The sequence below is a fragment of the Acidovorax sp. SDU_ACID1 genome, from assembly GCF_045291395.1.
In the GTDB taxonomy this organism is placed as follows: Bacteria; Pseudomonadota; Gammaproteobacteria; order Burkholderiales; family Burkholderiaceae_C; genus MR-S7.
In genome coordinates this window covers 4,933,223-4,959,056 of the sequence record NZ_CP152342.1, presented here as the reverse complement: position 1 = coordinate 4,959,056, position 25,834 = coordinate 4,933,223, and the positions used below count along the sequence as shown (strand labels likewise).

General features: G+C 70.2%; 27 protein-coding genes. 13 read left to right on the top strand and 14 right to left on the bottom strand.

Annotated elements, in window-relative coordinates; translation table 11 throughout:
• Positions 1 to 137: 137 nt before the first annotated feature.
• A complete protein-coding gene (locus AAG689_RS24045) occupies positions 138 to 1,346 on the top strand; it encodes a mechanosensitive ion channel family protein (RefSeq protein ID WP_406626400.1) in 1,209 nt (402 codons plus the stop codon).
• Between the two features lie 91 nt (positions 1,347 to 1,437).
• On the opposite strand, the gene AAG689_RS24040 is transcribed toward AAG689_RS24045, so the two are convergent.
• Positions 1,438 to 2,133 carry a helix-turn-helix transcriptional regulator gene (locus tag AAG689_RS24040; RefSeq protein WP_406624108.1) on the bottom strand — a complete coding sequence of 232 codons (696 nt, stop codon included), beginning with the start codon at positions 2,131 to 2,133 and terminating at the stop codon, positions 1,438 to 1,440.
• Between the two features lie 173 nt (positions 2,134 to 2,306).
• Between AAG689_RS24040 and AAG689_RS24035 the strand changes: the two genes are divergently transcribed.
• Positions 2,307 to 4,919, top strand: a complete 2,613-nt coding sequence (locus AAG689_RS24035; RefSeq protein ID WP_406624107.1) for an EAL domain-containing protein — start codon at positions 2,307 to 2,309, stop codon at positions 4,917 to 4,919.
• 3 nt (positions 4,920 to 4,922) lie between these two features.
• A complete protein-coding gene (locus AAG689_RS24030) occupies positions 4,923 to 6,548 on the top strand; it encodes a methyl-accepting chemotaxis protein (protein ID WP_406624106.1) in 1,626 nt (541 codons plus the stop codon).
• 101 nt (positions 6,549 to 6,649) lie between these two features.
• On the opposite strand, the gene AAG689_RS24025 is transcribed toward AAG689_RS24030, so the two are convergent.
• The 4 genes from AAG689_RS24025 to AAG689_RS24010 are packed head-to-tail and all read right to left on the bottom strand — an operon-like array spanning position 6,650 to position 9,169.
• Positions 6,650 to 7,078 (bottom strand): ExbD/TolR family protein, encoded by a 429-nt coding sequence (locus AAG689_RS24025; protein WP_406624105.1) that lies wholly within the window; start codon positions 7,076 to 7,078, stop codon positions 6,650 to 6,652.
• A 1-nt stretch (position 7,079) separates the two neighbouring features.
• The gene (locus AAG689_RS24020; protein WP_020230629.1) at positions 7,080 to 7,736 is read right to left on the bottom strand and encodes a MotA/TolQ/ExbB proton channel family protein; all 657 of its coding nucleotides are present in this window, start codon (positions 7,734 to 7,736) and stop codon (positions 7,080 to 7,082) included.
• 7 nt (positions 7,737 to 7,743) lie between these two features.
• A complete protein-coding gene (gene dapB, locus AAG689_RS24015; RefSeq protein WP_406624104.1) occupies positions 7,744 to 8,565 on the bottom strand; it encodes a 4-hydroxy-tetrahydrodipicolinate reductase in 822 nt (273 codons plus the stop codon).
• A gap of 58 nt (positions 8,566 to 8,623) precedes the next feature.
• Positions 8,624 to 9,169, bottom strand: a complete 546-nt coding sequence (locus AAG689_RS24010; RefSeq protein ID WP_369799116.1) for an outer membrane protein assembly factor BamE — start codon at positions 9,167 to 9,169, stop codon at positions 8,624 to 8,626.
• 93 nt (positions 9,170 to 9,262) lie between these two features.
• Between AAG689_RS24010 and fur the strand changes: the two genes are divergently transcribed.
• Positions 9,263 to 9,679 (top strand): ferric iron uptake transcriptional regulator, encoded by a 417-nt coding sequence (gene fur, locus AAG689_RS24005; protein ID WP_020230626.1) that lies wholly within the window; start codon positions 9,263 to 9,265, stop codon positions 9,677 to 9,679.
• Positions 9,680 to 9,685: 6 nt separating this feature from the next.
• Here the strand turns inward: fur and hprK are convergent, their stop codons facing one another.
• The 3 genes from hprK to hpf form a co-directional block, all read right to left on the bottom strand.
• Complete coding sequence (gene hprK, locus AAG689_RS24000) at positions 9,686 to 10,639, bottom strand: HPr(Ser) kinase/phosphatase (RefSeq protein ID WP_406624103.1); 954 nt, start codon at positions 10,637 to 10,639, stop codon at positions 9,686 to 9,688.
• A 10-nt stretch (positions 10,640 to 10,649) separates the two neighbouring features.
• Positions 10,650 to 11,117: a PTS sugar transporter subunit IIA gene (locus tag AAG689_RS23995; protein ID WP_034691713.1), complete on the bottom strand. Its 468-nt coding sequence runs from the start codon at positions 11,115 to 11,117 to the stop codon at positions 10,650 to 10,652.
• 106 nt (positions 11,118 to 11,223) lie between these two features.
• Positions 11,224 to 11,574 carry a ribosome hibernation-promoting factor, HPF/YfiA family gene (hpf, locus tag AAG689_RS23990; protein WP_020230623.1) on the bottom strand — a complete coding sequence of 117 codons (351 nt, stop codon included), beginning with the start codon at positions 11,572 to 11,574 and terminating at the stop codon, positions 11,224 to 11,226.
• A 335-nt stretch (positions 11,575 to 11,909) separates the two neighbouring features.
• Between hpf and AAG689_RS23985 the strand changes: the two genes are divergently transcribed.
• Complete coding sequence (locus AAG689_RS23985; RefSeq protein WP_406624102.1) at positions 11,910 to 12,830, top strand: phosphoribosylaminoimidazolesuccinocarboxamide synthase; 921 nt, start codon at positions 11,910 to 11,912, stop codon at positions 12,828 to 12,830.
• Between the two features lie 10 nt (positions 12,831 to 12,840).
• Here AAG689_RS23985 and AAG689_RS23980 read toward each other — a convergent pair whose 3' ends face one another.
• Both AAG689_RS23980 and trxA read right to left on the bottom strand, forming a co-directional pair.
• Positions 12,841 to 13,614 (bottom strand): META domain-containing protein, encoded by a 774-nt coding sequence (locus tag AAG689_RS23980; RefSeq protein WP_406624100.1) that lies wholly within the window; start codon positions 13,612 to 13,614, stop codon positions 12,841 to 12,843.
• A 49-nt stretch (positions 13,615 to 13,663) separates the two neighbouring features.
• The gene (gene trxA, locus AAG689_RS23975; protein ID WP_406626399.1) at positions 13,664 to 14,572 is read right to left on the bottom strand and encodes a thioredoxin; all 909 of its coding nucleotides are present in this window, start codon (positions 14,570 to 14,572) and stop codon (positions 13,664 to 13,666) included.
• 85 nt (positions 14,573 to 14,657) lie between these two features.
• Here trxA and purE point away from each other — a divergent pair, with 85 nt between their 5' ends.
• From purE to AAG689_RS23955, 4 genes are all read left to right on the top strand, one after another.
• Entirely contained in the window at positions 14,658 to 15,155 is a 498-nt protein-coding gene (purE, locus tag AAG689_RS23970; protein WP_020230618.1) for a 5-(carboxyamino)imidazole ribonucleotide mutase, read from the top strand.
• Positions 15,152 to 16,318, top strand: coding sequence for a 5-(carboxyamino)imidazole ribonucleotide synthase (locus AAG689_RS23965; RefSeq protein ID WP_406624099.1), 1,167 nt, complete (start codon positions 15,152 to 15,154; stop codon positions 16,316 to 16,318). The genes purE and AAG689_RS23965 overlap by 4 nt, the downstream gene beginning before the upstream one ends.
• Positions 16,318 to 17,316, top strand: a complete 999-nt coding sequence (locus AAG689_RS23960) for an L-threonylcarbamoyladenylate synthase (protein WP_406624098.1) — start codon at positions 16,318 to 16,320, stop codon at positions 17,314 to 17,316. The genes AAG689_RS23965 and AAG689_RS23960 overlap by 1 nt, the downstream gene beginning before the upstream one ends.
• A 73-nt stretch (positions 17,317 to 17,389) precedes the next feature.
• On the top strand, positions 17,390 to 18,343 hold the full coding sequence (locus tag AAG689_RS23955; RefSeq protein WP_406624097.1) for an SGNH/GDSL hydrolase family protein: 954 nt from the start codon (positions 17,390 to 17,392) through the stop codon (positions 18,341 to 18,343).
• 148 nt (positions 18,344 to 18,491) lie between these two features.
• Here the strand turns inward: AAG689_RS23955 and AAG689_RS23950 are convergent, their stop codons facing one another.
• The 3 genes from AAG689_RS23950 to dacB all read right to left on the bottom strand — a co-directional run bounded on the left by AAG689_RS23950 (position 18,492) and on the right by dacB (position 21,842).
• A complete protein-coding gene (locus tag AAG689_RS23950) occupies positions 18,492 to 19,166 on the bottom strand; it encodes an OmpW/AlkL family protein (protein WP_406624096.1) in 675 nt (224 codons plus the stop codon).
• Positions 19,167 to 19,177: 11 nt separating this feature from the next.
• Positions 19,178 to 20,317, bottom strand: a complete 1,140-nt coding sequence (locus tag AAG689_RS23945; RefSeq protein WP_406624095.1) for an SGNH/GDSL hydrolase family protein — start codon at positions 20,315 to 20,317, stop codon at positions 19,178 to 19,180.
• Positions 20,318 to 20,420: 103 nt separating this feature from the next.
• Positions 20,421 to 21,842, bottom strand: coding sequence for a D-alanyl-D-alanine carboxypeptidase/D-alanyl-D-alanine-endopeptidase (gene dacB / locus AAG689_RS23940; protein ID WP_406624094.1), 1,422 nt, complete (start codon positions 21,840 to 21,842; stop codon positions 20,421 to 20,423).
• A 35-nt stretch (positions 21,843 to 21,877) separates the two neighbouring features.
• Between dacB and tsaB the strand changes: the two genes are divergently transcribed.
• The 4 genes from tsaB to corA all read left to right on the top strand — a co-directional run bounded on the left by tsaB (position 21,878) and on the right by corA (position 24,947).
• On the top strand, positions 21,878 to 22,585 hold the full coding sequence (gene tsaB / locus AAG689_RS23935) for a tRNA (adenosine(37)-N6)-threonylcarbamoyltransferase complex dimerization subunit type 1 TsaB (RefSeq protein ID WP_406624093.1): 708 nt from the start codon (positions 21,878 to 21,880) through the stop codon (positions 22,583 to 22,585).
• Complete coding sequence (rimI, locus tag AAG689_RS23930; RefSeq protein WP_406624092.1) at positions 22,582 to 23,058, top strand: ribosomal protein S18-alanine N-acetyltransferase; 477 nt, start codon at positions 22,582 to 22,584, stop codon at positions 23,056 to 23,058. Before tsaB ends, rimI begins: the two co-directional genes overlap by 4 nt.
• A complete protein-coding gene (locus AAG689_RS23925) occupies positions 23,055 to 23,789 on the top strand; it encodes a uracil-DNA glycosylase family protein (RefSeq protein ID WP_406624091.1) in 735 nt (244 codons plus the stop codon). Before rimI ends, AAG689_RS23925 begins: the two co-directional genes overlap by 4 nt.
• A 171-nt stretch (positions 23,790 to 23,960) precedes the next feature.
• Entirely contained in the window at positions 23,961 to 24,947 is a 987-nt protein-coding gene (corA, locus tag AAG689_RS23920) for a magnesium/cobalt transporter CorA (RefSeq protein WP_020230607.1), read from the top strand.
• A gap of 96 nt (positions 24,948 to 25,043) precedes the next feature.
• On the opposite strand, the gene AAG689_RS23915 is transcribed toward corA, so the two are convergent.
• A complete protein-coding gene (locus AAG689_RS23915) occupies positions 25,044 to 25,790 on the bottom strand; it encodes a 5'-methylthioadenosine/adenosylhomocysteine nucleosidase (protein ID WP_406624090.1) in 747 nt (248 codons plus the stop codon).
• Positions 25,791 to 25,834: the final 44 nt, after the last annotated feature.

Sequence of the window (25,834 nt, the reverse complement as noted above, 5' to 3'; positions counted from 1 at the left end):
GGCTACGCCGGATTCTAGGCGTTCATCCCCCCACCCTCTGCACTGCCGGCCCGCCGCATGGGCCGGCCCGCTTTCCCTTTGCAAGGAGATTTCTTCACGTGCCCGCCCTCACGCTGCTGGATTCGTTCGACCCCTGGATGCAGGCCGCCATCGGCTTGGCCGCCCTGCTGGTGCTGGCCGGGTGCGCGCAGGCCGTGGCGCAGTACGTGCTGCTGCACACGGTGCCGCGCATCCGCGAGCGCATGGGCGTGCGCTGGGCGCGCGTGGTCTGGCACGACAAGGTGCTGCGGCGCCTGGCGCACGTGGCGCCCTCGCTGGTGGTGCAGGCAGGCATCGCCGCCGTGCCGCACCTGCACCCGGCCGCCATGGCGGTGGTGCGCAACGTGGCCGTGGCGGTCACGGTGCTGCAGCTGGTGCGCGCGCTGACGGCGCTGCTGGACGCCGTGCTGCACGAGCACGAGCGCGCGCCCGAAGGCGCGCCCACGTCCACGCGCTCCATCAAGAGCTACGTGCAGCTGGGCAAGCTGCTGCTGGTCCTGGTGGGCGCGATCGCCGTCGTGGCGGCGCTGGTGGACCGCTCGCCGCTGATCCTGCTGTCGGGCCTGGGCGCCATGTCGGCCGTGCTGATGCTGGTGTTCAAGGACACCATCCTCTCGTTCACCGCGGGCGTGCAGCTCTCCTCGAACGACATGCTGCGCGTGGGCGACTGGATCGAGATGCCCCAGGTGGGCGCCGACGGCTTCGTGGTGGACATCGCGCTGCACACCGTGAAGGTGCAGAACTGGGACAAGACCATCACCACCATCCCCACCTGGCGGCTGATGAGCGAGAGCTTCAAGAACTGGCGCGGCATGTTCAGCTCCGGAGGGCGGCGCATCCGCCGCGCGCTGCGGCTGGACACGAACGCGGTGCGCTTCCTGGCGGACGAAGAGATCGAGCGCCTGTCGCGCATCGCCCTGCTGCACCCGTACCTGGAGGACAAGCGGCGCGACGTGCAGTCATCGAACGAGGCCGTGCGCGAGCGCCTGGGCGAACACGCCGTGGCGCAGCCCGCCAACCTGCGGCGGCTGACCAACATCGGCACCTTCCGCGCCTACGTGCAGGCCTACCTGCGCGCGCACCCGCGCATCCACCAGGACATGCTGCTCATCGTGCGCACGCTGGAGCCCACGGCCGAGGGCGTGCCGCTGGAGCTGTACTGCTTCACCGCCACCACCGCCTGGGTGGAATACGAGGCCATCCAGGGCGACATCTTCGACCACCTGATCGCCGTGCTGCCGGAATTCGGCCTGCGGCTGTACCAGAGCCCCACGGGCGGGGACCTGCGGCTGGCGCTTCAGAAATAGGAGCTGGTTGCGCTTGTCTATCCTGGGTTTCAGATACGAAGTATCGTGAAACCCTTGAAAGCAAAGCGCAAGCAGCTCCTTTTTCAGGAGTTCAGATGCTTTCGCTCTGCTTGAAGACCAGCCGCCCCAGCGGAACGCAGCCCGGCCCCGAGCAGGCCTTGCGCGGGAAGCGCGCCTGGTCGGGGTTGTCCGCCACGAGCCACCAGCCGTCGCCGTCGCGCTGTGCGCGGCGCACCAGCAGCTCGCCGTAGAAGTTGACGGCGAACACCCGCCCCTCGCGCAGCGTGACATCGGCGGTGTTGATGACGAACATGTCGCCCACGCACAGCGACGGCTCCATGCCGGGGTTCTTGACGCGCAGCGCCAGCAGCTGGCCGGGCGCATAGCCGCGCCGCGCCAGCCAGTGCTTGTGCAGGGACAGGGGCGCGTCCTCGTCCGTCTCGTCGGGGCAGACGGTGTAGCCCTCCGTGCCGGGGCTCACGCGCAGCTCGACCGGGAACAGCTCGTACACCAGCGGCCCCGTCTCAAAGTCGAAGGCCGCCATGGCCTCGCGCGCGCTCTGCGACGCGGCCGCCTGTGAAAACCACGCGTGCATGCCGCGCATGGCCTCGATGCGCCTGACCGTCTTGTCCGACACGGCCCGGTTGCCCAGCAGCATCTGGCGCACGAACGCGCCGCCGCCGTAGCCCAGCAGCCTGCCGAATGCCGTCACGTTGCCGCCGCTCACCTTCTTCACGGCATCGGCCAGACGGGTGCGGCGCAGCTCCTGAATCTGACTCTCGTCCATCGGAGCAAGGTAGCATGCTGATCACCATCAATTGCTCCCAATAAAAAGTAGCAAATGATTCCACTTCGCGACACAATTACGCTACAGCGGAATGTCAATCACTGTCATTGAGGCCCACTGTTTTCCACTTTAATAGCAAATGAGATCAATAATCACGTAACTAGAAGTTACCCATGGCCGACACACTCCCGCCCCTCCGTCCCGGCTCTGCCTCCGCAGAGGGGGCGCTGCACGAGCAACTGCTGGTGCAGACGCTGGAGCAGGCCATCGATGCCGTGGTCGTCATCGACGAGCACAACCGCGTGGTGCTGTTCAACGCGGCGGCCGAGGCCCTGTGGGGCTGGCCGCGCGGCGAGGTGCTGGGGCGCAACGTGGACATGCTGGTGCCGCGCGGCATCCGCGCGGCGCACGACGGCTATGTGAATGCCAACCGCGCCACGGGCGTCAACCGCATCGTGGGCACCTCGCGCGAAGTGCCGGTGGAGCGCCGCGACGGCGCGCGGCTGTGGGCGTCGATGTCGATCTCGCGCGTGGTGATCGGCCCGCGCGTGCTCTACACCGCCTTTCTCAAGGACGTGACCGCCCAGCGCGCCCAGCAGCAGCACCTGCGCCAGCTCTCGCTGGTGGTGGACCGCAGCGGCAGCGCGATGGTCGTGACCGGCGCCGACCGGCGCATCACCTATGTGAACGCGGGCTTCACGCGGCTGCTGGGCTACACCAGCGCGCAGGCGCTCGGGCAGCTGCCCTCGGAGCTAGTCTGCGGGCCGCACACCGACCTGCACACCATCGGCGCCCTGCGCGGCTGCGCCGGGACGGGGCAGGAGATGCAGGCCCAGGTGCTGCTCTACGCGGACGACGGGCGCCCGCTGTGGGCCTCGGTCATGATGAACCCGGTGCTCGGCGCCGACGGGCTCGAGCACATCGTGTTCGTGCTCACCGACATCACGCACACCAAGATGCACGAGGTGCTCCAGCACAAGGTGCTGGACGCGATGGCGCACGGCGCGCCGCTGCGCGACACGGCCATGCTGCTGTGCCGCGAGGTCGAGCGCATCGCACCCGAGGTCACGGCCACGCTGCTGGAGGTGGACACCGCTGGTTGCCTGGGCGTGCTCGCCGCCCCCAGCCTGCCGCCGGAGATCGTGGACCTGACCAACGGCGTGCCCATCGGCCCCGAGGTCGGCTGCTGCGGCGCGGCGGCCGCCACGGGCCTTCCGGTGCTCTCGTGCGACATCGCGTCCGACCCGCGCTGGGACCCCATGCGGCAGGCCTTCACCGGCCACGGCCTGCGGGCCTGCTGGTCCAACCCCGTCAAGGCGCGCGACGGCACGGTGCTCGGCACGCTGGCCTTCTACTACCGCGAGCCGCGCGGCCCCGACGCGCTGCACGAGCGGCTGGTGGACGTGGGCCTGCACCTGTGCGCCCTGCTGCTGCAGCGCGAGCGCGAGCGCGCCCACATCCACCAGCTGGCCTACTACGATGCGCTCACCGGCCTGGCCAACCGCAGCATGCTGCGCACGCAGGCCGAGCGCAGGCTGCACGAGGCGCGGCGCGGCGGCACGCCGCTGGCGCTGCTGTTCATCGACCTGGACCGCTTCAAGCAGGTCAACGACACGCTGGGCCACACGGCCGGCGACGCACTGCTGCGCGCGGTGGCCCAGCGGCTGCAGGACACGGCGCGTGCAGGCGACGTCGCCGCGCGCATGGGCGGCGACGAATTCGTGCTCGTGCTGCCCCAGTGCGGCGCGCACCAGGCCACGCAGGCGGCCGAGCGGCTGCTGGCCGCCATCACCGAGCCGATCGAGGTGGCAGGCGCCACGCTGCACCCGAGCGCCAGCGTGGGCATCGCCATCTACCCGGAGGACGGCGGCGATGCCGAGGGCCTGCTGCGCTGCGCCGACATCGCCATGTACCAGGCCAAGACCGAAGGCGGGCGGCGCTTGCGCTTCTACCGCGCCGAGATGAACGCCCAGGCACAGGAGCGCTCGCGGCTGGAAGCCGACCTGCGCGCAGCGCTGCAAGGCGGCTGCGGGCTGGCGCTGCACTACCAGCCGCAGGTGCATGCGCACGAGGGGCGCCGGCTGCACGGCGTGGAGGCATTGCTGCGCTGGCAGCACCCGCAGCTCGGCGCCATCGCGCCGCTGCGGGTGGTGGAGCTGGCAGAGGAATGCGGGCTCATCGGCGCGCTCACGCGCTGGGTGCTGGACGAGGCCTGCCGCCAGCTCGCCGACTGGCACGCGCGCGGCGTGCCCGTGCCGCGCGTGGCCGTGAACTTCCAGGCCGGGAGCTTCCGCGACCCCGGCCTGCCCGCGATGCTCTCGCACACGCTGGCCGTGCACGGGCTGCGGCCCGAGCACCTGCTCGCCGAAATCACCGAGACCGTGATGCTCGCACCCGAACCCGCCGTGCTCGCCACCATCGCCGCGCTGCGCGAGCACGGCATCGGCCTGTCGCTGGACGACTTCGGCACGGGCTACTCCAACCTGGGAGCGCTGCACCGCCTGCCCGTCAGCGAGATCAAGATCGACAAGAGCTTCGTACAGGACATCAGCCACAGCGCGCCGGCGCGCGCCCTCACCTCCGCGATGCTGCACATCGGCGCAAGCCTGGGCATGAAGGTGGTGGCCGAAGGCGTGGAAACGGAGGCCCAGCGCAGCTTCCTGGCCGAGCACGGCTGTCCGCTGCACCAAGGCTACCTCTACACGCGGCCGCTGCCGCCGCAGGCGCTGGAAGCGTGGCTCGCAGCCCCATTCCCCTTTCATCCCCTCCCATCGGAAGCTCGATAAGCAATGCAACAGTTCCTCAGAGACATCACCGTCCGCCGCATGGTCATGTGCGTGCTCCTGCTGGTCAGCGCGCTGGTCGCGGCCCTGGCGTTCATCAGCACACGCGGACTGCTGCACGCCGAAAAATCACTGGAGGAGAGCCACGCGCTGCTCACCGAAGTCTCGTCGCTGCGCCTGGCGCGCAACCAGATGCTGCAGGCGCAGCTGGGCCTGTCGCGCCAGCACGACTCCTCGGCCGCCAAGGACCCTGGCGCCGCAGCCGCGGAAGCGGCGGGCATCGACGCCGCCTTGGCCTCCGCGCGCGAGCAGTTCGCGGTCTTCGTGCGCGAAGCACGCCCGCACGCGCCGCAGCCGCTGCTGCAGGCGCTGGAGACGCATTTCCAGATCCTGCTGGAGCAGGGCATCATGAAGCAGCGCGCCTTGCTCGGCGCGGGCGAGGAGACGCAGGCGGCGCAGCACGTGCGCGTGGTGTCCCTGCCGGCGGGCCGTGCGCTGGACGAGTCCATGGCGCGCTACGAAACCTACGCCAAGGAACACGAAGAGCGGCTGACCCAGGCCGCACACGCCAACCGCACCGACGCCATGGCCGGCACGGCCACGGTGCTCGCCGTCTGCCTGCTGCTCGTGGTGCTGGGCGACCGCTACGTGGTGCATTTCGTCAAGCAGCCGCTGGACGACATCAAGGGCCACTTCCGCCGCATCGCGGACGGCGACCTCACCCAGCCCACCGCTCTCTTCGGCGGCAACTGCGTGGGCCAGATCCTGCCCTACCTGCGCGACATGCAGGGCAGCCTGATCGCCACCGTGGGCACGGTGCGCGAAGGCGTGGTGCAGATCACCGGCGGCGCCACCGAGATCGCGGCTGGCAACACCGACCTGTCCTCGCGCACCGAGCAGCAGGCGTCGTCGCTGGAGGAAACCGCCGCCAGCATGGAGGAGCTGGCCTCCACCGTGCGCAACAACGCCCAGAACGCCGCCCAGGCGCGCGGCATGGCCGAGCAGGCCACCGCCACCGCGCAGCGCGGCGGCAGCGCCGTGCAGCAGGCGGTGGAGACCATGCGCCGCATCGCCGACAGCTCGCGGCGCGTGGACGACATCACCACCGTCATCGACTCCATCGCCTTCCAGACCAACATCCTCGCGCTCAACGCGGCCGTCGAAGCCGCGCGCGCCGGCGAGCAGGGCAAGGGCTTCGCGGTGGTGGCCAGCGAGGTACGCACGCTCGCGCAGCACAGCGCGGCCGCCGCCAAGGAGATCAAGGAGCTGATCGCCGCCTCCAGCGCCACGGTGGCCGAGGGTTCGCGGCAGGTGGAAGCCGCAGGCGTCACGATGGACGACATCCTCGAGTCCGTGCGCCGGCTGTCCATGCTGGTCGGCGAGATCGCCACCGCCTCGCATGAGCAGGCGGCAGCCATCGAACAGGTCAACCTCGCAATGTCGCAAATGGACCAGGTGACGCAGCAGAACGCCGCGCTGGTCGAGCAGGCCGCCGCCGCGGCGGGCTCGCTCGAAGCCCAGGCCCAGCACCTGCGGCAGGCCGTCGCCATCTTCCGCCTGAACGAGGAGGCGGCCCCGGCTGCGCCCGCGCAGCTGCCCTACGCCGCCGTGCCGCGCCTGGCGCAGGCCTGAAAGGCCCGCCTGGGTCCGCCTCGCCCTGATCGTGGGTCGAGCACACAGCCAGCGCTTGAATTCAAAAAGGCCTCCAGCGCAATACCAGCAAGCGCAAGCAGCTATTTCTTTGGTAGCACCCTGGGCTCCGCCACGAAGCCGATGCGCGACAGCCCTGCGGCCTGGGCCGCGCCCATGACCTCCACCACCCGGCCGTAGGGCACGGTGGTATCGGCGCGCAGCTGCACCTCGGTGTCGGGCTGGCGCGCTGCGATGTCCAGCAGGCGCTGCGCCAGCGCGTCCTGCGCCAGGGGCTCGTCGTCCAGGAAGGCCTGGCCTTCCTTGTCCACGGCCAGCGTGACGGCCTGCGGCGCGGCGCCGGGCTGCGCGCCCTGCGCGCGCGGCAGCTCCAGGCGGATGCTGCTGGCCAGCAGCGGCGCGGTGAGGATGAAGATGACCACCAGCACCAGCATCACGTCCACCAGCGGCGTGACGTTGATCTCGCTCATGGGTTGCGGGCCCGGGGTGCGTTCCAGGCGGCCGAAAGCCATCTCAAGCCGCCGTGTCGGTGAGCAGCTCGCGCAGGTCGCGCGCGAAGCCTTCCAGGTCGGCCTCGACGCGGCCGATGGCGCGGCCGAACCAGTTGTAGGCCAGCACGGCGGGAATCGCCACCGTGAGGCCGGCGGCGGTCATGATGAGCGCCTCGCCCACGGGGCCGGCCACGCGCTCGATGGTGATCTGCCCCGCGCCGGCCATGGCCGTGAGCGCATGGTAGATGCCCCACACCGTGCCCAGCAGGCCCACGAAGGGCGCGGTGGAGCCCACGGTGGCCAGCAGCACCTGGCCGAAGTGCAGGTGGCCCAGCACGCCGTGCAGCGCGCCGCGCAGCTCGCGCGTGAGGCGCTGGCCCAGGCTGCCCTGGCCGGCCAGCGGCGCGCCCGCGGCGGACGGCGCGACCCGCGCCGCAGCCTGCACCAGCGGCAGCACCAGCGCCGCGCGGTCGAACGCGGGCAGGCGCTCCAGCGCGGCGGCGAGCGACGGCGCCTGCCAGAACGCGGCCGTGGCGCGCGGCACATCCGCGCGCGCGCGCCACATCAGGCGCAGTTTCCAGAAGATGACGACCCAGCTCGCCACCGACATGGCCAGCAGCAGCAGCGCGGATCCTTGCGTGACCGCATCGCCCTGGCGCAACCAGTGCAGGCCGTCCATGGGGTGGCTACTTGAGTTTCAGCACGTCGAACATGTCGAACATGCCCGTGCGCTGCCCGGCCAGGAAACGCACGGCGCGCAGGCTGCCCTGCGCGTAGCCGGCGCGGCTGTTGGACTTGTGGGTGACTTCGACGCGCTCTCCCGCGCCGATGAACATCACCGTGTGGTCGCCCACGATGTCGCCGCCGCGCACGGTGGCGAAGCCGATGGTGCCTTCCTTGCGCTCGCCGGTGTGGCCGTAGCGCTCGTAGACGGCGCGGTCGGCTAGGCGCGTGCCCTGCGCCTCGGCGATGACCTCGCCCATCTTGAGTGCGGTGCCCGAGGGCGCATCGACCTTGTGCTTGTGGTGGGCTTCGATGATCTCGATGTCGTAGCCCGTGTCCAGGGCCTGGGCGGCCATCTGCAGCAGCTTGAGCGTGACGTTCACGCCCACGCTCATGTTGGGCGCGAGCACGATGGCGGTCTTCTGCGCGGCGGCGGCGAGGTCGGCCTTCTGCGCGTCGGAAAAGCCCGTGGTGCCGACGACCAGTTGCACGCCCATCTCGGCGCACGCGGCCGCATGGGCCAGCGTGCCCTCAGGGCGGGTGAAGTCGATGAGCACGTCGGCGTTCTTCAGCCCCTCGCGCAGATCGGCGGTGATGGCCACGCCGCTGGTGCGGCCGAGGAAGGCGGCGGCATCGGTGCCGATGGCGGGGCTGCCGGACACGTCGAGCGCGCCGGCGAGCACGCAGCCGTCGGCGGCGGCGATGGCTTCGATGAGCATGCGGCCCATGCGGCCCGAGGCACCGGCCACGGCGATGCGGCGGGGAGCGGAAGAGGAAACGGTCATGTGAGGGGCAGTCTTCGGTGCAATGCCTGCGGCAAGGAGGGCCGCACGCGGCGTCGCCTCAGCGGCGCGGGGATTCCAGAGGCGGGTAGCTCGCGGCCGGCGGCGCGGCGGGCGCGGCGGCGGCCTCGGCGGGCGGTTTGGGGAAGCGCGCGAGCTGCTCCTCGGTGGCTTCGAGCTGCGGCACCTTGGGCTTGGCCAGCTTGGTGGCCAGCGAGGCCACGAATTCGGATTCGGAGGGCATCTCGTCGCCCTCCACGCGGTCCATCACGTTGTCCTTGAAGAACACGGTGAGCCGGCGCGTCTGCACCTCGACGTCCGGGCGCTTGAGGGTGAAGACGTATTCCCAGCGGTCGGCATGGAACAGGCTGGTCATGAGCGGCGTGCCCAGGATTTCGCGCACCTGCTGGCGGCCCATGCCGGGCTTGAGCGCCTCGACCTGCTCGCGCGAGACGAAGTTGCCCTGCACCACGTCCACCCGGTAGGGCGTGACCATGCTGGCCACACGTTCGCCGGTGCCCGCGCAGCCAGCCAGCGCAGCGGCCATCCCGGCACCAATCAACACAACGGCGCCCCGGCGGGCGCCCCAACGGGCGGGAGCAAACATGGGTTTCTGCATAGGGGCTATGATCCGATTCATTGTAGCGGCTGGATTTCCCGGGCCTTGCGCGCAGCCATTCGGCACACGAAAGACCTTGTCATGACGAATATCGACGAACTCAAGAGCACCGGCCTCAAGGCAACACTGCCCCGCCTGAAGATCCTGGACATCTTCCAGAAGGGCTCGCAGCGCCATATGACGGCCGAAGATGTCTTTCGCGTGCTGCTGGAAGAGCGCTCCGACATCGGTCTGGCGACCGTGTACCGCGTGCTGACGCAGTTCGAGCAGGCGGGCATTCTGATCCGCAGCAATTTCGAGAGCGGCAAGGCGGTCTACGAGCTCAACGAAGGCCAGCACCACGACCACTTCATCTGCACCTCCTGCGGCAAGGTCGAGGAGTTCTACGATCCCGAAATCGAGAAGCGCCAGCAGATGGTGGCCCAGGCCAAGGGCTGGGTGGTGCACGACCACGCGATGGCGCTGTACGGCCAGTGCGCGCTCTGCGCGAAGAAGTAGCGCCCGTCAGACGCCGCCGCGCTCCATGGCGCGCCGGTGGCGCTCCACGAATTCCTGGTAGGTATCGATGCCGCGCAGCTGCAGGATGGTGTTGCGCACCGCCGCCTCGACCAGCACGGCGATGTTGCGCCCCGCCACCACCTGGATGACGACCTTGAGCACGGACACGCCCAGCACGTCCTGCGTGAGCGGCTCGTAAGGCATGCGCTCGTAGTCGCGCTCCAGCGTCTCCTTGCGCACCAGGTGCACGATGAGCTTCAGGCGCATGCGCCGGCGCACCGCCGTCTCGCCGAAGATGGCGCGGATGTCCAGCAGGCCGATGCCGCGCACCTCCAGCAGGTTCTGCAGCAGCTCGGGGCACTTGCCCTCGATGGTGGTCTGGTTGATGCGGTAGAGGTCCACCGCGTCGTCGGCCACGAGGCCGTTGCCGCGCGTGATGAGCTCCAGCCCCAGCTCGCTCTTGCCCAGGCCCGACTCGCCGGTGATGAGCACGCCAAGCCCCAGGATGTCCATGAACACGCCGTGCATGGTGGTGCGGTCGGCGAAGTGCTTGGACAGGTAGGCGCGCAGCACGTCGATCACGAAGGCCGCCGACTCCCGCGTGGAGAACATGGGAATCTGCGCACGCTCGCACATCGACACCAGCTCGGGCACCGCGTGCTGCCCGTCGGCCAGCACCAGCACCGGCGGCTCCAGCGTGACGATGCGCGCGATGCGGCGCTTGCAGTCCTCCGGCGTGGCGTTGGTCAGGTAAGCGACCTCGCGCTCGCCCAGGATCTGCACGCGGTAGGGGTGGATGTAGTTCAGGTAGCCGACCAGGTCGGCGCCCGAGCGCGCAGCCCGCACCGCAACCTCGGCGAAGCGGCGCTCGGAGGCGCCCAGCCCCGCCACCCATTCCCATTTCAGCAGGCTGCGGAACTCCTCGAAGAGGACATCGGCGCTGACGACGGTGGGTTTCACGGCGGCGGCGTCAGGCGCTCTGGGCCGGCAGCCAGTCCGCGATCAGGCCGTGCAGCAATTGCGCGTCGGCGCAGCCCTTGAGCCGCTCGCGCAGGGCGCTGTCGCTCAGCAGCTCGGCGATCTCCGAAAGGATCTCCAGATGCTTCTGCGTGGCCGCCTCGGGCACCAGCAGGAAGATCAGCAGCGCCACGGGCTGTTCGTCGGGCGCGTCGAACCCGATCGGCTGGGCGAGCTGGAACACGGCCGCCATGGGCGACTTGAGCCCCTTGATGCGTCCGTGCGGAATGGCCACGCCATGGCCCAGGCCCGTGGAGCCCAGCCGCTCGCGCGCAAACAGGCTGTCGGTGATCAAGGCCCGAGACAAGCCATGCTGGCTTTCGAACAACAGGCCCGCCTCTTCGAACGCACGTTTTTTGCTGGTGGCATCGACGCTCACGAGCACTTGTGCGGGAGGCAGTATGGAAGCAAGTCGATTCATGGTGAGTGAGCGACGATTATGCACGCCTAGCGGAAACCCTGAGAGTGTATCCAAGAGCAACAAAAAACCGCCCCGAAGGGCGGTTGTTGCAGCGCCGCAGGCTGCTTCATGCGGCCGCGCCGGCGGCCTGGATGGTGGCCCGACGCACGCCGGCCTGGTGATCCTGCAGTCGGTCCTTGTAGCGCACGACCTGGCGGTCGAGCTTGTCGATCAGTTCATCGACGGCGGCATACAGATCGAAATGGGTGCTTTCGGCAAAGAGATCGCTTCCTTTCACATGCACGTTGCATTCGGCGCGCTGGCGCTTTTCCTTTTCCTTTTGCTTCTCCACGGTCAGTAGGACCTTGACATCCACCACCTGGTCGAAATGGCGCGTGATCCGCTCCAGCTTGGAGGTCACGTAACTGCGCAATGCGGGGGTCACTTCGAGATGATGGCCGCTGATCGTCAAGTTCATAGAAAGTCTCCTGTGACTACACAGTTGAAGAACACCGCCCCGTACCGGTCCAGGGCAGCTAGCGAACGTGAATGCATTCAGGCCTGGGTTCACTATGCGCCCGCCCCCCGTGAAAAGCAACGCGATTCCGTCCGCAGCGCACGGGTTATGACGGGCCGATGTCAAACCCGCCAAAAAGCATCACAATCATCCGGTTGCCTCCCCTGCGGGGCGCGCCACCCCCCGCCTGCCGCCCAGCCAGCCCGCCGCAGGCGCGGCCGCTAGAATTTCCCGCCTGGCCCGGCGCTTTCGCCGCCCCTTCCCTCCGTTCACCGCGCGCCTTCCGTTCGACCGCCATGACCCAGACCAGCTCTTCCGCCCTGCACACCTCCGCCCTGACCTCCCTACCGCTGCTGGCGCGTGGCAAGGTGCGCGACAACTACGCCGTGGGCGAGGACCGCATCCTCATGGTGGCCAGCGACCGCCTGTCGGCCTTCGACGTGATCATGGGCGAGCCGATCCCCGGCAAGGGCGAGCTGCTCACCCGCATGGCGCTGTTCTGGTTCGACAAGCTGGGCCACATCGTGCCCAACCACCTGACGGGCGAGGTCCCCGAGAGCGTGGTCGCGCCCGCCGAAGTGCCGCAGGTGCGGGGACGCTCCATGCTCGTGCAGCGCCTCAAGCCCATTCCGGTGGAGGCCGTGGTGCGCGGCTACCTCGCGGGCAGCGGCTGGAAGGAGTACCAGGAGTCCCGCTCGGTGTGCGGCGTGCAGCTGCCCGAGGGCCTGACCAATGCCGCCAAGCTGCCGCACACCATCTACACCCCCGCAGCCAAGGCGGCGATGGGCGAGCACGACGAGAACATCAGTTTCGAGCGCACGGTGGAGATGGTGGGGCTGGAACTGGCCACGAAGATCCGCGACATCTCCATCCAGCTCTACGAAGCCGCCGCCGCCATCGCGCTGGAGAAGGGCATGATCATCGCCGACACCAAGTTCGAGTTCGGCCTGGCGCCCGACGGCACGCTGGTGCTGATGGACGAGGTGCTCACGCCCGACAGCTCGCGCTACTGGCCCGTGGAGGGCTACGCCGAGGCGCTGGCCCAGGGCGAGAACCCGCCCAGCTACGACAAACAGTTCGTGCGCGACTGGCTGGAGCAGGCCCAGGTGGGCGGCAAGCCCTGGAACAAGACGGCCCCGGCGCCGCGCCTGCCGCGCGAGGTGGTCGAGAAAACCGCCGCCAAGTATCGCGAGGCACTGCAGCGCCTCACGGCCTGACGCCGCCGCGTCACTGGGGCAGCAGGGGCGGCTCGCCCTCGTCCAGGCGGGGCTCGCCCCACTCCTCGGCCACGAAGCGCAGCAGTGGCTTGCCGTCCGCGCCGCGCAGTTCCAGCTCCCGCCCCTGCTGCCGGTAGAAGGCCACGGCGCCGAGCTGCTGCAGGTAGGCCATCTCGCTCGCCCCGCCCTGCAGGCACAGTTGCAGGCCCGACACCAGGGCATAAAAACGCAATTGCCCGCCCTCCTGTGCGTAGCGGGCCGTGAAACGGTTGCAGCCGCCCGAGCCCGCCGCCTGGTCGCCGTCGCGCTGCAGGACGAGGTGCGCGGGGCTGGCACCGGCGGCCGGCGCGGACACCGGTGCGGCGTCCACCACTTCCACGAGCTTCCAGTAGGTCTGCCTCAGCGGCACGGCCGCGTCCCAGGTGGCCTCCTGCTGCGGCATGCGGGCCAGGATCACGTCCACGTGCCGGAAGGCGGGGTCGATCAGCACCGGGTGCACGCCCGGCGTATCGAGCAGCAGGCGCCCGCGCTGGGTGACGGCGGCGCGCACCTCGTAGCGGCCCTGCGCATGGATGCGCGCCGCGTGGTAGGGGATGCGCAGCTGGTAGGGCAGCGGCCCCGCCGGGTCGATGCGCTGGCGGCCCAGCACGGCGAGCGGGTCGCCCACGCGCGTGACGTCCACGAGCGCCGCATCGAACAGCGCATCCGGCGGCACGTAGAGCCGCTCGCGCGAGAGGACGGTGCCGGTGATGGCCGCGTCGGGCGCGGGGGAGCGCCGGCGCATCCGGCCAGCAGCAGCGCGGCCAGCGCCGCGATGGCTCCCCAGCGCCGCGTCAACTCAGCACGACGCTGGACAAGCGGCGGCGGTAGGTGGCCACCACGGGGTCTTCGGGCGGAATCTGGCCGTCGGCCACCTTCACCGGCGGCGGGGCGATGATCTCCAGCACCGCCACGTAGGCCTTGCGCGCCGCCTCGTCGTTCCAGGATTTGTCGCGCATCAGGATTTCGAGCAGCTCGTCCATCGCCTCCTGCCAGCGCTGGCGAGCCATGAGCCAGCGTGCGCGGCCGAAGCGCGCCTCGAAGTCGCGTTTGTTGGCGGCGATCTTGGCGTCAAAATCGGCTCCAGCGCTTTCCCCATGAGCGCCGGCAGCTACGAAATCAAGAGCATCCATCCAGGCCTTGAGCGCCGACAGGCGGCGCGAGGTTTCGGCCTTGGCGATCACGGGGGCGAAGGCCACCTTGGCATCGTCCTCGCGTCCGAGCTGCAGCAGCAGCCGCACGTAGTCGAAGCGCGCATCGTCGTTGGCGGGGTCGGTGGCCACGGCGTGCTGCAGCTTTTCCAGGGCGGCGTCGGTGTCGCCCTCGGCCAGCGCATCCAGGGCTTCTTCCTCCTGCGTCTCGGCTTCGAGCACCTCGGCGCTGGGCACGTGCTTGTCGAGGAAGGCGCGCAACTGGCCCTCGGGCTGTGCGCCCATGAAGCCGTCCACCGGCTGGCCGTTCATCATCAGCACGCAGGTGGGGATGCTGCGGATGCCGAACATGGCGGCCAGCTGCTGCTCCTGGTCGGAGTCGATCTTCACCAGCTTGAAGCGGCCAGCGTACTCCACCTCCAGCTTCTCCAGCACCGGCCCCAGCGTCTTGCACGGGCCGCACCAGGGCGCCCAGAAGTCCACCAGCACAGGCACCTCCATCGACGCGGCGACGACTTCGGTTTCAAAGGTTTCGAGGGTGACGTCCATCATGTGCTTGGGCTCTGTGTCGGCGTGCATGCACACCAAAAGTAAAATCGCGGGTTCCACTTAGGCAGGCGGCAGCGCCCACCCTCTCATGCAACCCATCCAGATCGGCGTGGTCATGGGCTCTTCCAGCGACTGGGAGACCATGCAGCACGCAGTGCAGATTCTCCAGCAATTCGGTATCGCGCACGAAGCGCAGGTGGTTTCGGCCCACCGCATGCCCGACGACATGTTCGCCTACGCCGAGGCCGCCGCAGGCCGGGGCTTGAAGGCCATCATCGCCGGTGCCGGCGGCGCCGCCCACCTGCCCGGCATGATCGCCGCCAAGACCACCGTGCCGGTGCTGGGCGTGCCCGTGGCCAGCCGCCACCTGCAGGGCGTGGACTCGCTGCACTCCATCGTGCAGATGCCCAAGGGCGTGCCGGTGGCCACCTTCGCCATCGGCGCGGCCGGTGCGGCCAACGCGGCCCTCTTCGCCGTGGCTCTGCTGGCCAATGAAAACCCCGCGCTGCGCGAGCGGCTCGATGCCTTCCGCGCCGAGCAGACCGCCGCCGCGCGTGCCATGGCCCTGCCGCCGGTGGCCGCATGAGCGAGGGCGTGATCCTGCCCGGCGCCACGCTGGGCGTGCTGGGGGGCGGCCAGCTCGGCCGCATGTTCGTGCATGCCGCGCAGGCCATGGGCTACTTCACCGCCGTGCTCGACCCGGACGCCGACAGCCCCGCCGGGCTGGTGAGCCACCACCACATCCGCACCGGCTACGACGACCCGCAAGGCCTGGCCGCGCTGGCCCAGGCCTGCGCCGCCGTCACCACCGAGTTCGAGAACGTGCCCGCTGCCGCGCTCGACACGCTGGCGCGCAGCCTGCCGGTGTCGCCCGCCGGCAGCGCCGTGGCCATCGCCCAGGACCGCGCGCGCGAGAAGGCGCATTTCGTGCAGTGCGGCGTGCCCGTGGCACCGCATGCAGTGATCGAGACCCCCGCGCAGCTCGCCGCCTTGGACGCGGCCCTGCTGCCCGGCATCCTCAAGACCGCCCGCCTGGGCTACGACGGCAAGGGCCAGGCGCGCGTGCGCACGCCCGGGGAGCTGGCCGCCGCATGGGAGCAGCTCGGCCGCGTGCCCTGCGTGCTGGAGCAGATGCTGCCGCTGGCGCACGAATGCTCGGTCATCGTGGCGCGCGGCCGCGACGGCACCGTGGTGCACTTGCCGGTGCAGCGCAACCTGCACCGGGGCGGCATCCTGGCCGTGACCGAGGTTTATGAGGGAAATCTGCCTCCAGCGCTTTCCAGTCAAGCGCTGGCAGCTGCGAAATCCGTAGCAGACGGGCTGCAGTACGTGGGCGTGCTGTGCGTGGAATTCTTCGTGCTGCAGGACGGCCGGCTGGTGGTCAACGAGATCGCCCCGCGCCCGCACAACAGCGGCCACTACAGCCAGGACGCCTGCGACGTCTCGCAGTTCGCGCTGCAGGTGCGCTGCATGGCCGGCCTGCCGCTCACGCCGCCGCGCCAGCACAGCCCCGCCATCATGCTGAACCTGCTGGGCGATCTGTGGTTCGCGCACGGCGGCGACGCGCCCGCCAGCCCCGCCTGGGACCGCGTGCTGGCCCTGCCCGGCTGCCACCTGCACCTGTACGGCAAGACGCAGCCCAAGCGCGGGCGCAAGATGGGCCACCTGAACGTGACCGGCAGCACGGCGGAGCAGGTGCGTGCGACCGCACTGCAGGCGGCGGACATCCTGGGCATCGAGGCATTCTGATGATCCTCGACGGCACACAGGCCGCCGCCGTGCAGGCCGCCGCGCAGGCCCTGCAGCGCGGCGAGCTGCTGGGCTTGCCGACGGAAACCGTCTACGGCCTGGCCGCCGACGCCGACAACGACGCGGCCGTGGCGCAGATCTTCGCGGCCAAGGGCCGGCCCGCCGACCACCCGCTGATCGTGCACGTGGCGGGCAGCAGCGCCATCACGCACTACGCCAAGGAAGTGCCCCTGTTCGCGCAGCAGCTCATCGACGCCTTCTGGCCCGGCCCGCTCACGCTGATCCTGCCGCGCCTGCCCCACGCGGCCCGCGCCTCCACGGGCGGGCAGGACAGCGTGGGCCTGCGCTGCCCCTCGCACCCCGTGGCACAGGCGGTGCTGGCCGCCTGCCTGCGGCTGGACCCGCCGGTGCGCGGCGTGTCGGCCCCCAGCGCCAACCGCTTCGGCCGCGTCAGCCCGACCACCGCGCAGCACGTGGCCGAGGAGTTCGGCGACGGCCTGCTGGTGCTCGACGGCGGCGCCTGCGCCGTGGGCATCGAGTCCACCATCATCGACTGCACGCGCGGCGTGCCCGTGCTGCTGCGCCCAGGCGCCATCTCGCGCGAGGACGTGCAGCGCGCCTGCGGGCTGCGACCGCTATCGAAAGAAGAGCTCCCTGCGCTGACCCCTCGGGCGTCAGGCACGCTTTTGGCGCACTATGCCCCCACGGCGCGCGTGCGCCTGATGGACGCGCGGCAGCTGCAGGCCGGCCTGGACGTGCTGGGCGCGGACGCCGCGCACCTGGCCGTCTACGCCCGCACGCCGCTGCGCTCGCCGTCCCCGCACATCGTCCTGCGCCGCATGCCGGACGATGCCGCGGCCGCCGCGCAGCAGCTGTTCGCCGCGCTGCGCGGCTTCGACGACGCGGGGGTCAAGCTGATCTGGATCGAGACCCCGCCCGACACCGCCGACTGGGAAGGCGTGCGCGACCGGCTGCAGCGCGCCGCCGCGGCGGGCTGAGGCGCCGTACATCGCGCAACAGCGCACTCCCCTGCAATCGTTACACTCACGCCCACCTAATCCGGAGAAATACATGGCAGCAAATTGGATGCGCCGTACCGCCCTCGCCGCCGCTTGCGCAGCGGCTGCGCTGCTGGCGGCCTGCGGCTCCAGCACCACCGAGTCGGCCTTCACGCCCAACCGCCTGATCGCCTTCGGCGACGGCTTCACCGACGTGGGCCAGAAAGGCTCGGCCTACACGGTCAACGACGGCAGCCTCAACAACTGGACGCTGCAGGTCGCTTCGCGCTACGGCCTGGAGCTCAAGCCTGTCTCGGCCGGCGGCCTGAGCTACGCCCAGGGCAACGCACGCGTCACCGACACGCCCGATGCGGCGGGCGACGCCTCCACGCCCACGGTGGCGCAGCAGATCGACAGCTTCCTGGCCAGCCGCCAGTTCCTCGATGGCGACCTGGTGATGATCAACGGCGGCGTGAGCGACATCATCGCCGGCATGGCCCGCGTGCGCTCCGGCGCCCAGACCGAGGAACAGTACCTGGCCGCGGCCCGCCAGGCCGGCGAGACCATGGCTGCGCAAGTGGCCCGCCTGTCCGACGCCGGCGCCAAGCACATCCTCGTGACCGGCACCTACGACCTGTCGCGCACGCCCTGGGCCAAGGCCATCGACAAGCAGACGCTGATCAGCCAGGCCAGCCGCAACTTCAACGACGGCCTGCTGGTGAAGATCTCCACCCTGAACAAGACCGTGGCCTTCGTGGACATGGCCTACTACGTGAACCTGTTCGAAGGCTCGCCCGGCGGCTACGGCTTCAACAACGGCGACACGCCCGTGTGCACGTCGGTCGATCCGGGCCCGGGCATCGGCATCGGCGCGGGCGAGGTGAATTCCGCCCTGTGCACGCCGAACACGCTGCAGTCGGGCGCGGACACCGAGCGCTACGTCTTCGCCGACAAGGTCTACATCACCCCCTCGGCCCACCGCCAGCTCGGCAACTACGCCTACGACCGGCTGCGCGTGCGCTGGTGATCCCCGGCGCCCGCACGGGCGCCTGCACTCCTTGCAAAAAGAAGCCGGCCCCGCAAGGAGCCGGCTTTCAAGCCTTGGAGATCTGTATCCCCCCTGGGGCGCCCGGTTGCGTGTGCACCGGAGCCTCCTTCCCTCTGCTACTTGAACGCTAGAAGCGGTATCCCACCCCGATCGCCACCACGTCGGGGTTCAGGCGCATGGCGATGCTCTGGCCACTCGACAGATGGGCCGTGGTCTTCAGGAAACTCTTCGCATAGGACATGTCGAGGAACCAGCGGTCGCTGAAATTCCACACGAAGCCCACCTGCGGCGTGAGACCGAACTTGTTGTCGAGCCGGGCGGTCGTGGGGTTGGCAGGCGAGCCGCCGGTGACGGCCGTCAGGGCCATCGTGCTGCGGTTCTTGAAGAACTTGGCGTAGGTCACGCCCAGCCCGACGTAGGGACGGAACGCGGCGTTGGCCTCGCCGAAGCGGTACTGCGCGAACAGCGTGGCGGGGACCACCTTGGTCTGGCCCAGCTTGCCCACGCCGGCGATGGCGTCGTCTCCGTAGAACGCATGCTTGAACGGCAGGCCCACGGGCAGGTCCAGCGCCCAGTGGTCGGTCAACATGTAGGTGATGCCGCCCGTGAGCGTGGTATCCGAGCCCACGTCCACCTTGGTGTTGGGAAAGCTCGGCGCGGACAGGTTGCCGCTCTTGGTCTGCGGCGAGATGTGCGTGAAGCCGGCGCGCACGCTGAAAGTGCCTGCCACCTGGGCCTGGGCCGCGCCGCACAGGGCCGCGATGGCGAGCGCACAGCCGGCGCGCAGGAAGGGATGTCGCATGGTCCTCTCCTTCACAGCCAGCCCGCCTGCGACAGCGAGCGCGACACCAGTTGGCCCATCAATTGGTGGGCGTACGGTGTGGGGTGGAAGAAGTCGGAGAAGGCATAGCTCTTCCACCAGTCGGCACCGCCCGTGGCGCCCTGCGGCGGCGTCATGGCCGACAGCGCGGCGGCCGTACAGGCCGGAAAGCTGTAGGTCGGCAGGCCGTTGCCATCCACGCCGGTGGCAGGACAGACGGGCGTGGTCACATTGGTATAGGAATACTGCGCGGGGTGCGCGGCCTGGTCCTTGAACGATGCGTAGAAATCCACCACGGCCACGCGCTTGTCGCCGGCGAGCTGGGCGGCCAGCTTGGTGTTGAAGGCCTGCACCCAGCCGTCGAACAGCGCCTCGAGCTGCGCCGCGGCCTGCGCGCCGTTGGCGGCGGCGATCGAGGCCAGCACCATGCGGAACTTGGGCGTCAGCGTCACGCCGGGCATGTTGAGCACGGCCACGCGCGGCGCACCCTTGTCCAGCGCCTGCGCCTGGATCGTGGCGGCGAACTGCGTGGCCAGCGCCTGCATGTAGGCGCCGCCCGCCTGGGCCAGGCCCGCGGCTCCGCCGGCCAGCAGGGTGTTCACCGTGGCGGCATCGAGCACCGTGCCCAGCAGCGCGGCGTAGGACTGGCCGCCGTCCTTGGACGCGGCGAGGTAGGCGCTGATCAGGTCGCCGGCGTCGTTGCCCCCGCCGTCGATCAGCAGCAGATCCCCCGCCCCATAGCCCGCGGCGCCCGCATCCTTGAGCTGGCGCACGATGGACTGGGGCGCGGTGGGCGCCTTGAAGTAGTTGATGGCACCGCCGCCCACCGCATAGTTGGTGCAGCCCGCCTGGGTGTTGAAGCTGCTGCCCGCGGACACGTAGTGAGGGCACAGCGTCTGCCCGTAGCTGCCGGCCACGCGTTCGGGCCAGATGGGCGTGGAGCCGGGGCCCGTGGGGGCCGAGCCCTGCACGGTGAACTTGATGCCGAAGGTGCCGCTGTCGGCCAGGCTGTCGCCCACCACCTTGACGGAGGTGATGGCCGCTGCCGGCGTGGTGTTGGCGCCGCCGCCGCCGCAGGCGGCGAGCAGGGCGGCCGCCGCGGCGGCTGCGGCCCAGTGCAAGCGCAATTTCATCGCGAACTCCTGTTTTAAATAGAACGAACGTTCGTTTTTGATGAAATGTAGCGGCTATCCCTTCGCTTGCCTCTCGGGGGAAATACCGACTGCGCTGCCGGCGCTACCGGTCGGCCGCGGCCCAGTCCACCAGCGCCTCGATGGCGGGCCGTGCCGCCGGCGCGTTCGGGTGGTTGACGATGGCCACCAGCACGTAGCGCCGGCCGCTGGCCGCATGCACGTAGCCGGCCATGGCGGCCACGTCGCGCAGCGTGCCGGTCTTGAGGTGGGCCGCGCCCGCCGCACGGCCCTGGCTGCGCCGCAGCGTGCCGTCGACGCCCGCGATCGGCAGCGACGCGAGCAGCTCCGGCATCACCGGCGAGGCCCACGCACGCTGCAGCATGCGCGCCAGCCCTTGCGCGGTCAGGCGCGCCTCGCGGCTCAGGCCCGCGCCGTTGTCGGCCACCAGCACGTCGGCGCCCACGCGCTGGCGCCACCATTGCGCCAGCACGGCGCGCGCACTCTCGAAGCTGCCCACGCCGCCCTGCTGCAGCGCCAGCGTCAGGAACACCTGCTGCGTCATGACGTTGTTGCTGTATTTGTTGATGTCCCGCACCGCCTCGGCCAGGGCCGGCGAGCTGGCGCTGAAGGCCGGCTGCAGGCCCGGCGGCACCGTGCCGTCGCGCACGCGGCCGGTCAGCCGGCCACCGAGCTCGCGCCACATGCCTTCCACGGCCCGTGCCGCGAAGCCGCGCGGGTCGGCCAGCGCCACGGACCACTGCCGCTCGCCACAGGCGGCCGGGTAGACCCCTTCGAAGGCGACGCGCACGGGGTCGGAAAAACCCGCGCGCAGCCCCGCGCGCCAGTCGCCGCACGCGGCGCCCGCGGCCGCCAGCGGCACCGTGGAGGGCAACTCCACGTGCGCCAGCGGCGGCTCGTAGTGCACGCGCGCCACGCCGGCGGCCACGTCGGGCACGAAGCCCATGGCCACGGCGTTGTAGTTCAGCAGCAGCGCATCGGGCGCCACGTTGTAGGGGCGCCAGGGCTCGCCGTCGAACAGGGCCGCATCGTGCGGCACGGCCGCGAAGGCGCTGCGGTCCAGCACGATGTCGCCCGCGATCGTCTCGATGCCCTGCGCGCGCAGGCGCCGCATGAGCAGCCACAGGCGCTCCACCACCAGCTTGGGATCGCCCCGCCCCTGGATGTAGACGTTGCCGCGCAGGCTGCCGCCCTGCGGTGCGGCATCCAGGTACACCGGCGTGTCCCAGGTGAAGGCCGGACCCAGCAGGTCCAGCGCTGCATAGGTGGTGACCAGCTTCATGACCGAGGCGGGGTTGGACGGCACGTCGGCGCGCCACGCCAGGCGCGGCAGTTGGCGCCCCTCGGCCTCCACCACCAGCACCGACAGCGCCTCGGGCGGTACCTTGGCGCGCTGCAGCGCGGCCAGGGCGGCGGGCGGCAGCGGCCCATTCGCCCAGGCGGGCAGGCAAAAAACGCCCAGGAGCGCCGCCCAGGCCCAGCGGCGCGCAAACAGGAAATGCAGCATCGGGCGAGTGTAGGGGGCGGATAATGCCCCCTTCCATGAATCTGCTCGCCTTCGACACCAGCACCGACACCCTGTCCATCGCCGTGCAGCACGGCGGCCAGGTGTACGGGCACAGCGGCGCGGGCGGCGCCCAGGCCTCGGCCACGCTGATCCCAGCCATCCGCGCGCTGCTGGCGCAGGCCGGGCTGCCGTTCGACCGCCTGGACGCCGTGGTCTTCGGCCGCGGCCCCGGCTCGTTCACCGGGCTGCGCACCACCTGTGCGGTGGCCCAGGGGCTGGCCTTCGGTGCGCGCGGCGGCCGGGGCGTGCCCGTGCTGCCGGTGGACACGCTGCTGGCCGTGGCCGAGCAGGCGCGCGCCGAGCACGGCTGCCACCGCGTGGTGACGGCGCTCGACGCGCGCATGGACGAGGTCTATACCGCCCCCTTCGAATGGCAGGCCGAGGCCGGGCTGTGGCGCTCCTCGCCGGACTTCGGCCTGTGCGCGCCCGAAGCGGTGCAGGTGCCGCCCGGCTGGACGGTGGCGGGCAACGCGCAGGCCGCCTATGGCGCGCGCCTGGCGCCGCAAGCGTCGCACGTGCATGCCCTGCCCACGGCCGCAGCCCTGCTGCGCCTGGCACCCGCGCTGCTGACCGCAGGCGGCGCCGTGCCCGCGAGCGCCGCGCTGCCACGCTACATCCGCGACAAGGTGGCGCAAACCACCGCCGAGCGCGAAGCGGCGAAGCAGGCTGCGCACCAACCATGAGCGCCATCGCCCCGACCCTGGAGGCCGCCGAGGCCATGTTCGAGTCCCTCACGCCGGCGCGCCTGGACGCGCTCATGGCCGTGGAGGAAATCGCCTACACCCACCCCTGGACGCGCGGCAACTTCCTCGACGCGCTGGCCGCTGGCTACCAGGCACAGCTGCTCACCGCCGGCGGGGAGATCCTGGGCTACTTCGTGGCCATGCGCGGCGTGGACGAGGTGCACCTGCTCAACATCACCGTAGCGCCCGCCTTCCAGGGCCAGGGCTGGGCCCGCGTGATGCTGGACGCGCTGGCCCTGTGGGCGCGCGGCCAGGGCGCGCAGTGGCTGTGGCTGGAGGTGCGCATGGGCAACGAGCGCGCGCGCCGCATCTACGAGACCCACGGCTACCGCCGCGTGGGCGAACGCAAACGCTATTACCCCGCTGCCGACGGCCAGCGGGAAGACGCCGTAGTCATGAGCCTGCCCCTATGAGCCTGGAACTCGACGCCCGCCAACGCGCCATGCTGCAGGAAATGAGCATCACGGTCTGGGCCCCCGCGCCCGCACCTGCCATGCCCCCTGCGGCAGCACCTGTGCCGCCCGAGCCGGCCGCCTCTCCCGCCGCGCCGCGCACTCCCGTGCGCGCAGGAGCCACGCCGACGCAGGCCGCACCGGAACCCGCTCCGCCCCCCCTCGCACCCACGCCCCCCAGCGCGCCGCTGCTGCATGCGCCCCAGGCGCTCTACCCGCAGGCGGACCCTGCGGCCACGCCGCCCGAGCTGGGGCCGTGCTGGCTGATCGTGGTGGAGAGCGCCACGCCGCACCAGCCCCTGTCCGGCGACGCGGGCCAGCTGCTGGACAACATGCTGCGCGCCATGCGCCTGCACCGGCACCCGCGCGCCTTCGTTGCGCCGGTGGCACGCGCTGCGGCAGGCCTGCCGGACGAGGGCGCCCTGCCCCTGCCGGTGCCCCAGGTGCTGGAAACGCTGCGCCCGGCGATGGTGCTGGCGCTGGGGCTGGGCGCGGCGCGCGCGGTGCTGGGCAGCCGCGAGCCGCTGGGCCGCCTGCGCGCTGCCGTGCACCGGCTTACGGACGGCACGCCCGACGGGATCCCTGTCGTGGTCAGCCACGACCCGGCCTACCTGCTGCGCGCGCCCGACGCCAAGGCCGCCGCCTGGGCCGATCTGTGCCGCGCGCTGGCGCTCGCCCGCCCGGCCGCGTGACAGGCACTGTCACATTTCCACGCACCCCGGGTGCGATAATTTCGGGTTGACAACGCAAGGAGACAGCTCCGTGGAAACCTACCCCAGTTGGTAGCTTTCAACTCCCGGCCTGCCGCGGGTTGAAAGCGCCCCCATCCCTCGCAGACGCCGCAAGAACCCCGGGAGTGAGCCATGCTCAACATCTTTACGCTCGCCAATGGCCGGCTGGTCCAGGAAGAGATCGAATCTCTCGAAGAGCTGGCCCGCTTCCAGCCGATCTGGGTGGACCTGGAGTCCCCCACGCTGGAAGAGAAACGCTGGATCAAGCAGCACTACGGCCTGTCCATCCCCGAAGACGCGATGGACGAGGACATCGAGGAGTCGGCCCGCTTCTACGAAGAGGACAACGGCGAGCTGCACATCCGCAGCGACTTCCTGATCGACGACCACGACCAGCCGCGCGGCGTGCGCGTGGCCTTCATCCTCAACCTCGTCAACGACGAGCTCAAGAGCAAGGGCGTGCTGTTCTCCATCCACGACGAGGACGTGCCCGTATTCCGCCTGCTGCGCCTGCGCGCGCGCCGCGCGCCCGGCCTCATCAACGACGCGCGCGAGGTGCTGCTCAAGCTGTTCGACGCCGACGCCGAGTACTCCGCCGATACGCTGGAGGGCATCTACGACGAGCTGGAGTTGGCCAGCAAGCAGGTGCTATCGGGCGATGTGACCGACGCGCTGGCCGGCGAGGTGCTGGGTGCCATCGCGCGCCAGGAAGACCTGAACGGCCGCATCCGCCGCAACGTGATGGACACGCGCCGCGCCGTGAGCTTCATGATGCGCAGCAAGATGCTCAACGCCGAGCAGTTCGAGGAAGCGCGCCAGATCCTGCGCGACATCGACTCGCTGGACAGCCACACGGCCTTCCTGTTCGACAAGATCAACTTCCTGATGGACGCCACGGTCGGCTTCATCAACATCAACCAGAACAAGATCATCAAGATCTTCTCGGTGGCCAGCGTCGCGCTGCTGCCGCCCACGCTGATCGCCAGCGTCTATGGCATGAACTTCCGCTTCATGCCCGAGCTGGAGTGGGAATACGGCTACGTCTACGTGGTGCTGCTCATGATCCTGAGCGCCGTGGGGCCGATGCTCTACTTCAGAAAACGCGGCTGGTTGAAGTAGAGACCATCCCCCTGAGCGGCTGCGCCGCTGGCATGGCATGCGCCGGTTTCAAGCCAAAATGGCCTTCAGCGCTTATCCAGCAAGCGCGAGCAGCTCCTATTTTGGAAGCAACTGCAGCAGGCGGCGGACGATGCCGTCGGCATAGCGGCTGGCCACGTTCTGCACGAAATGCGCGAAGTCCACGTGGGCGCTGTCGTCCGCGCGGTCGGAGATGGTGCGCACCGCCGCGAACGGCAGGCCGTAGTCGCGGCACACCTGGGCGACGGCGGCACCTTCCATCTCCACGGCCAGCACGTCGTGCCCGGCCGCCAGCAGCGCGGCGCGCAGCGTGCCCGACTCCTGCGCGGTGGAGACGAAGCGGTCGCCGCTGGCCATCAGGCCCGCATGGGTGCGCGGCTGATTTTGTGCATCGAAAATGCCCTCAGCGCCCGCCAGGCAAGCGCCAGCAGCTTCCAAAAGCAGAGCGCAAAGCACCGGGTCGCACACCATGCGGGCACCGCCATAGCCCGGGACTTCCCAGCGCGGGAAGATGGGCGAGGCGTCGATGTCGTGTTGCAGGTAGTCCTGCGCCACCACCACGTCGCCCACCTGCACGCCTTCGCCCACGCCGCCTGCCACGCCGGTGAACACGATGCGCGCCACGCCGAAGCGCTCGGCCAGCACCGTGGCCGTGGTCGCGGCGGCTACCTTGCCGATGCCCGACAGTGCCAGCACCACGGGCTGCCCCTGCAGATGGCCGCGCCAGAAGGCACGGCCGGCATGGGTGATGCGCTCGGGCTGCGCCAGGGCGTGGACGAGGCCACCCTGCTCTTCGGGCAGGGCGCTGAGGATGGCGGTGGTCATGGCGGTGGCAGGCGTAAAAAAGCCGGGATTATCCCGGCTGTGGC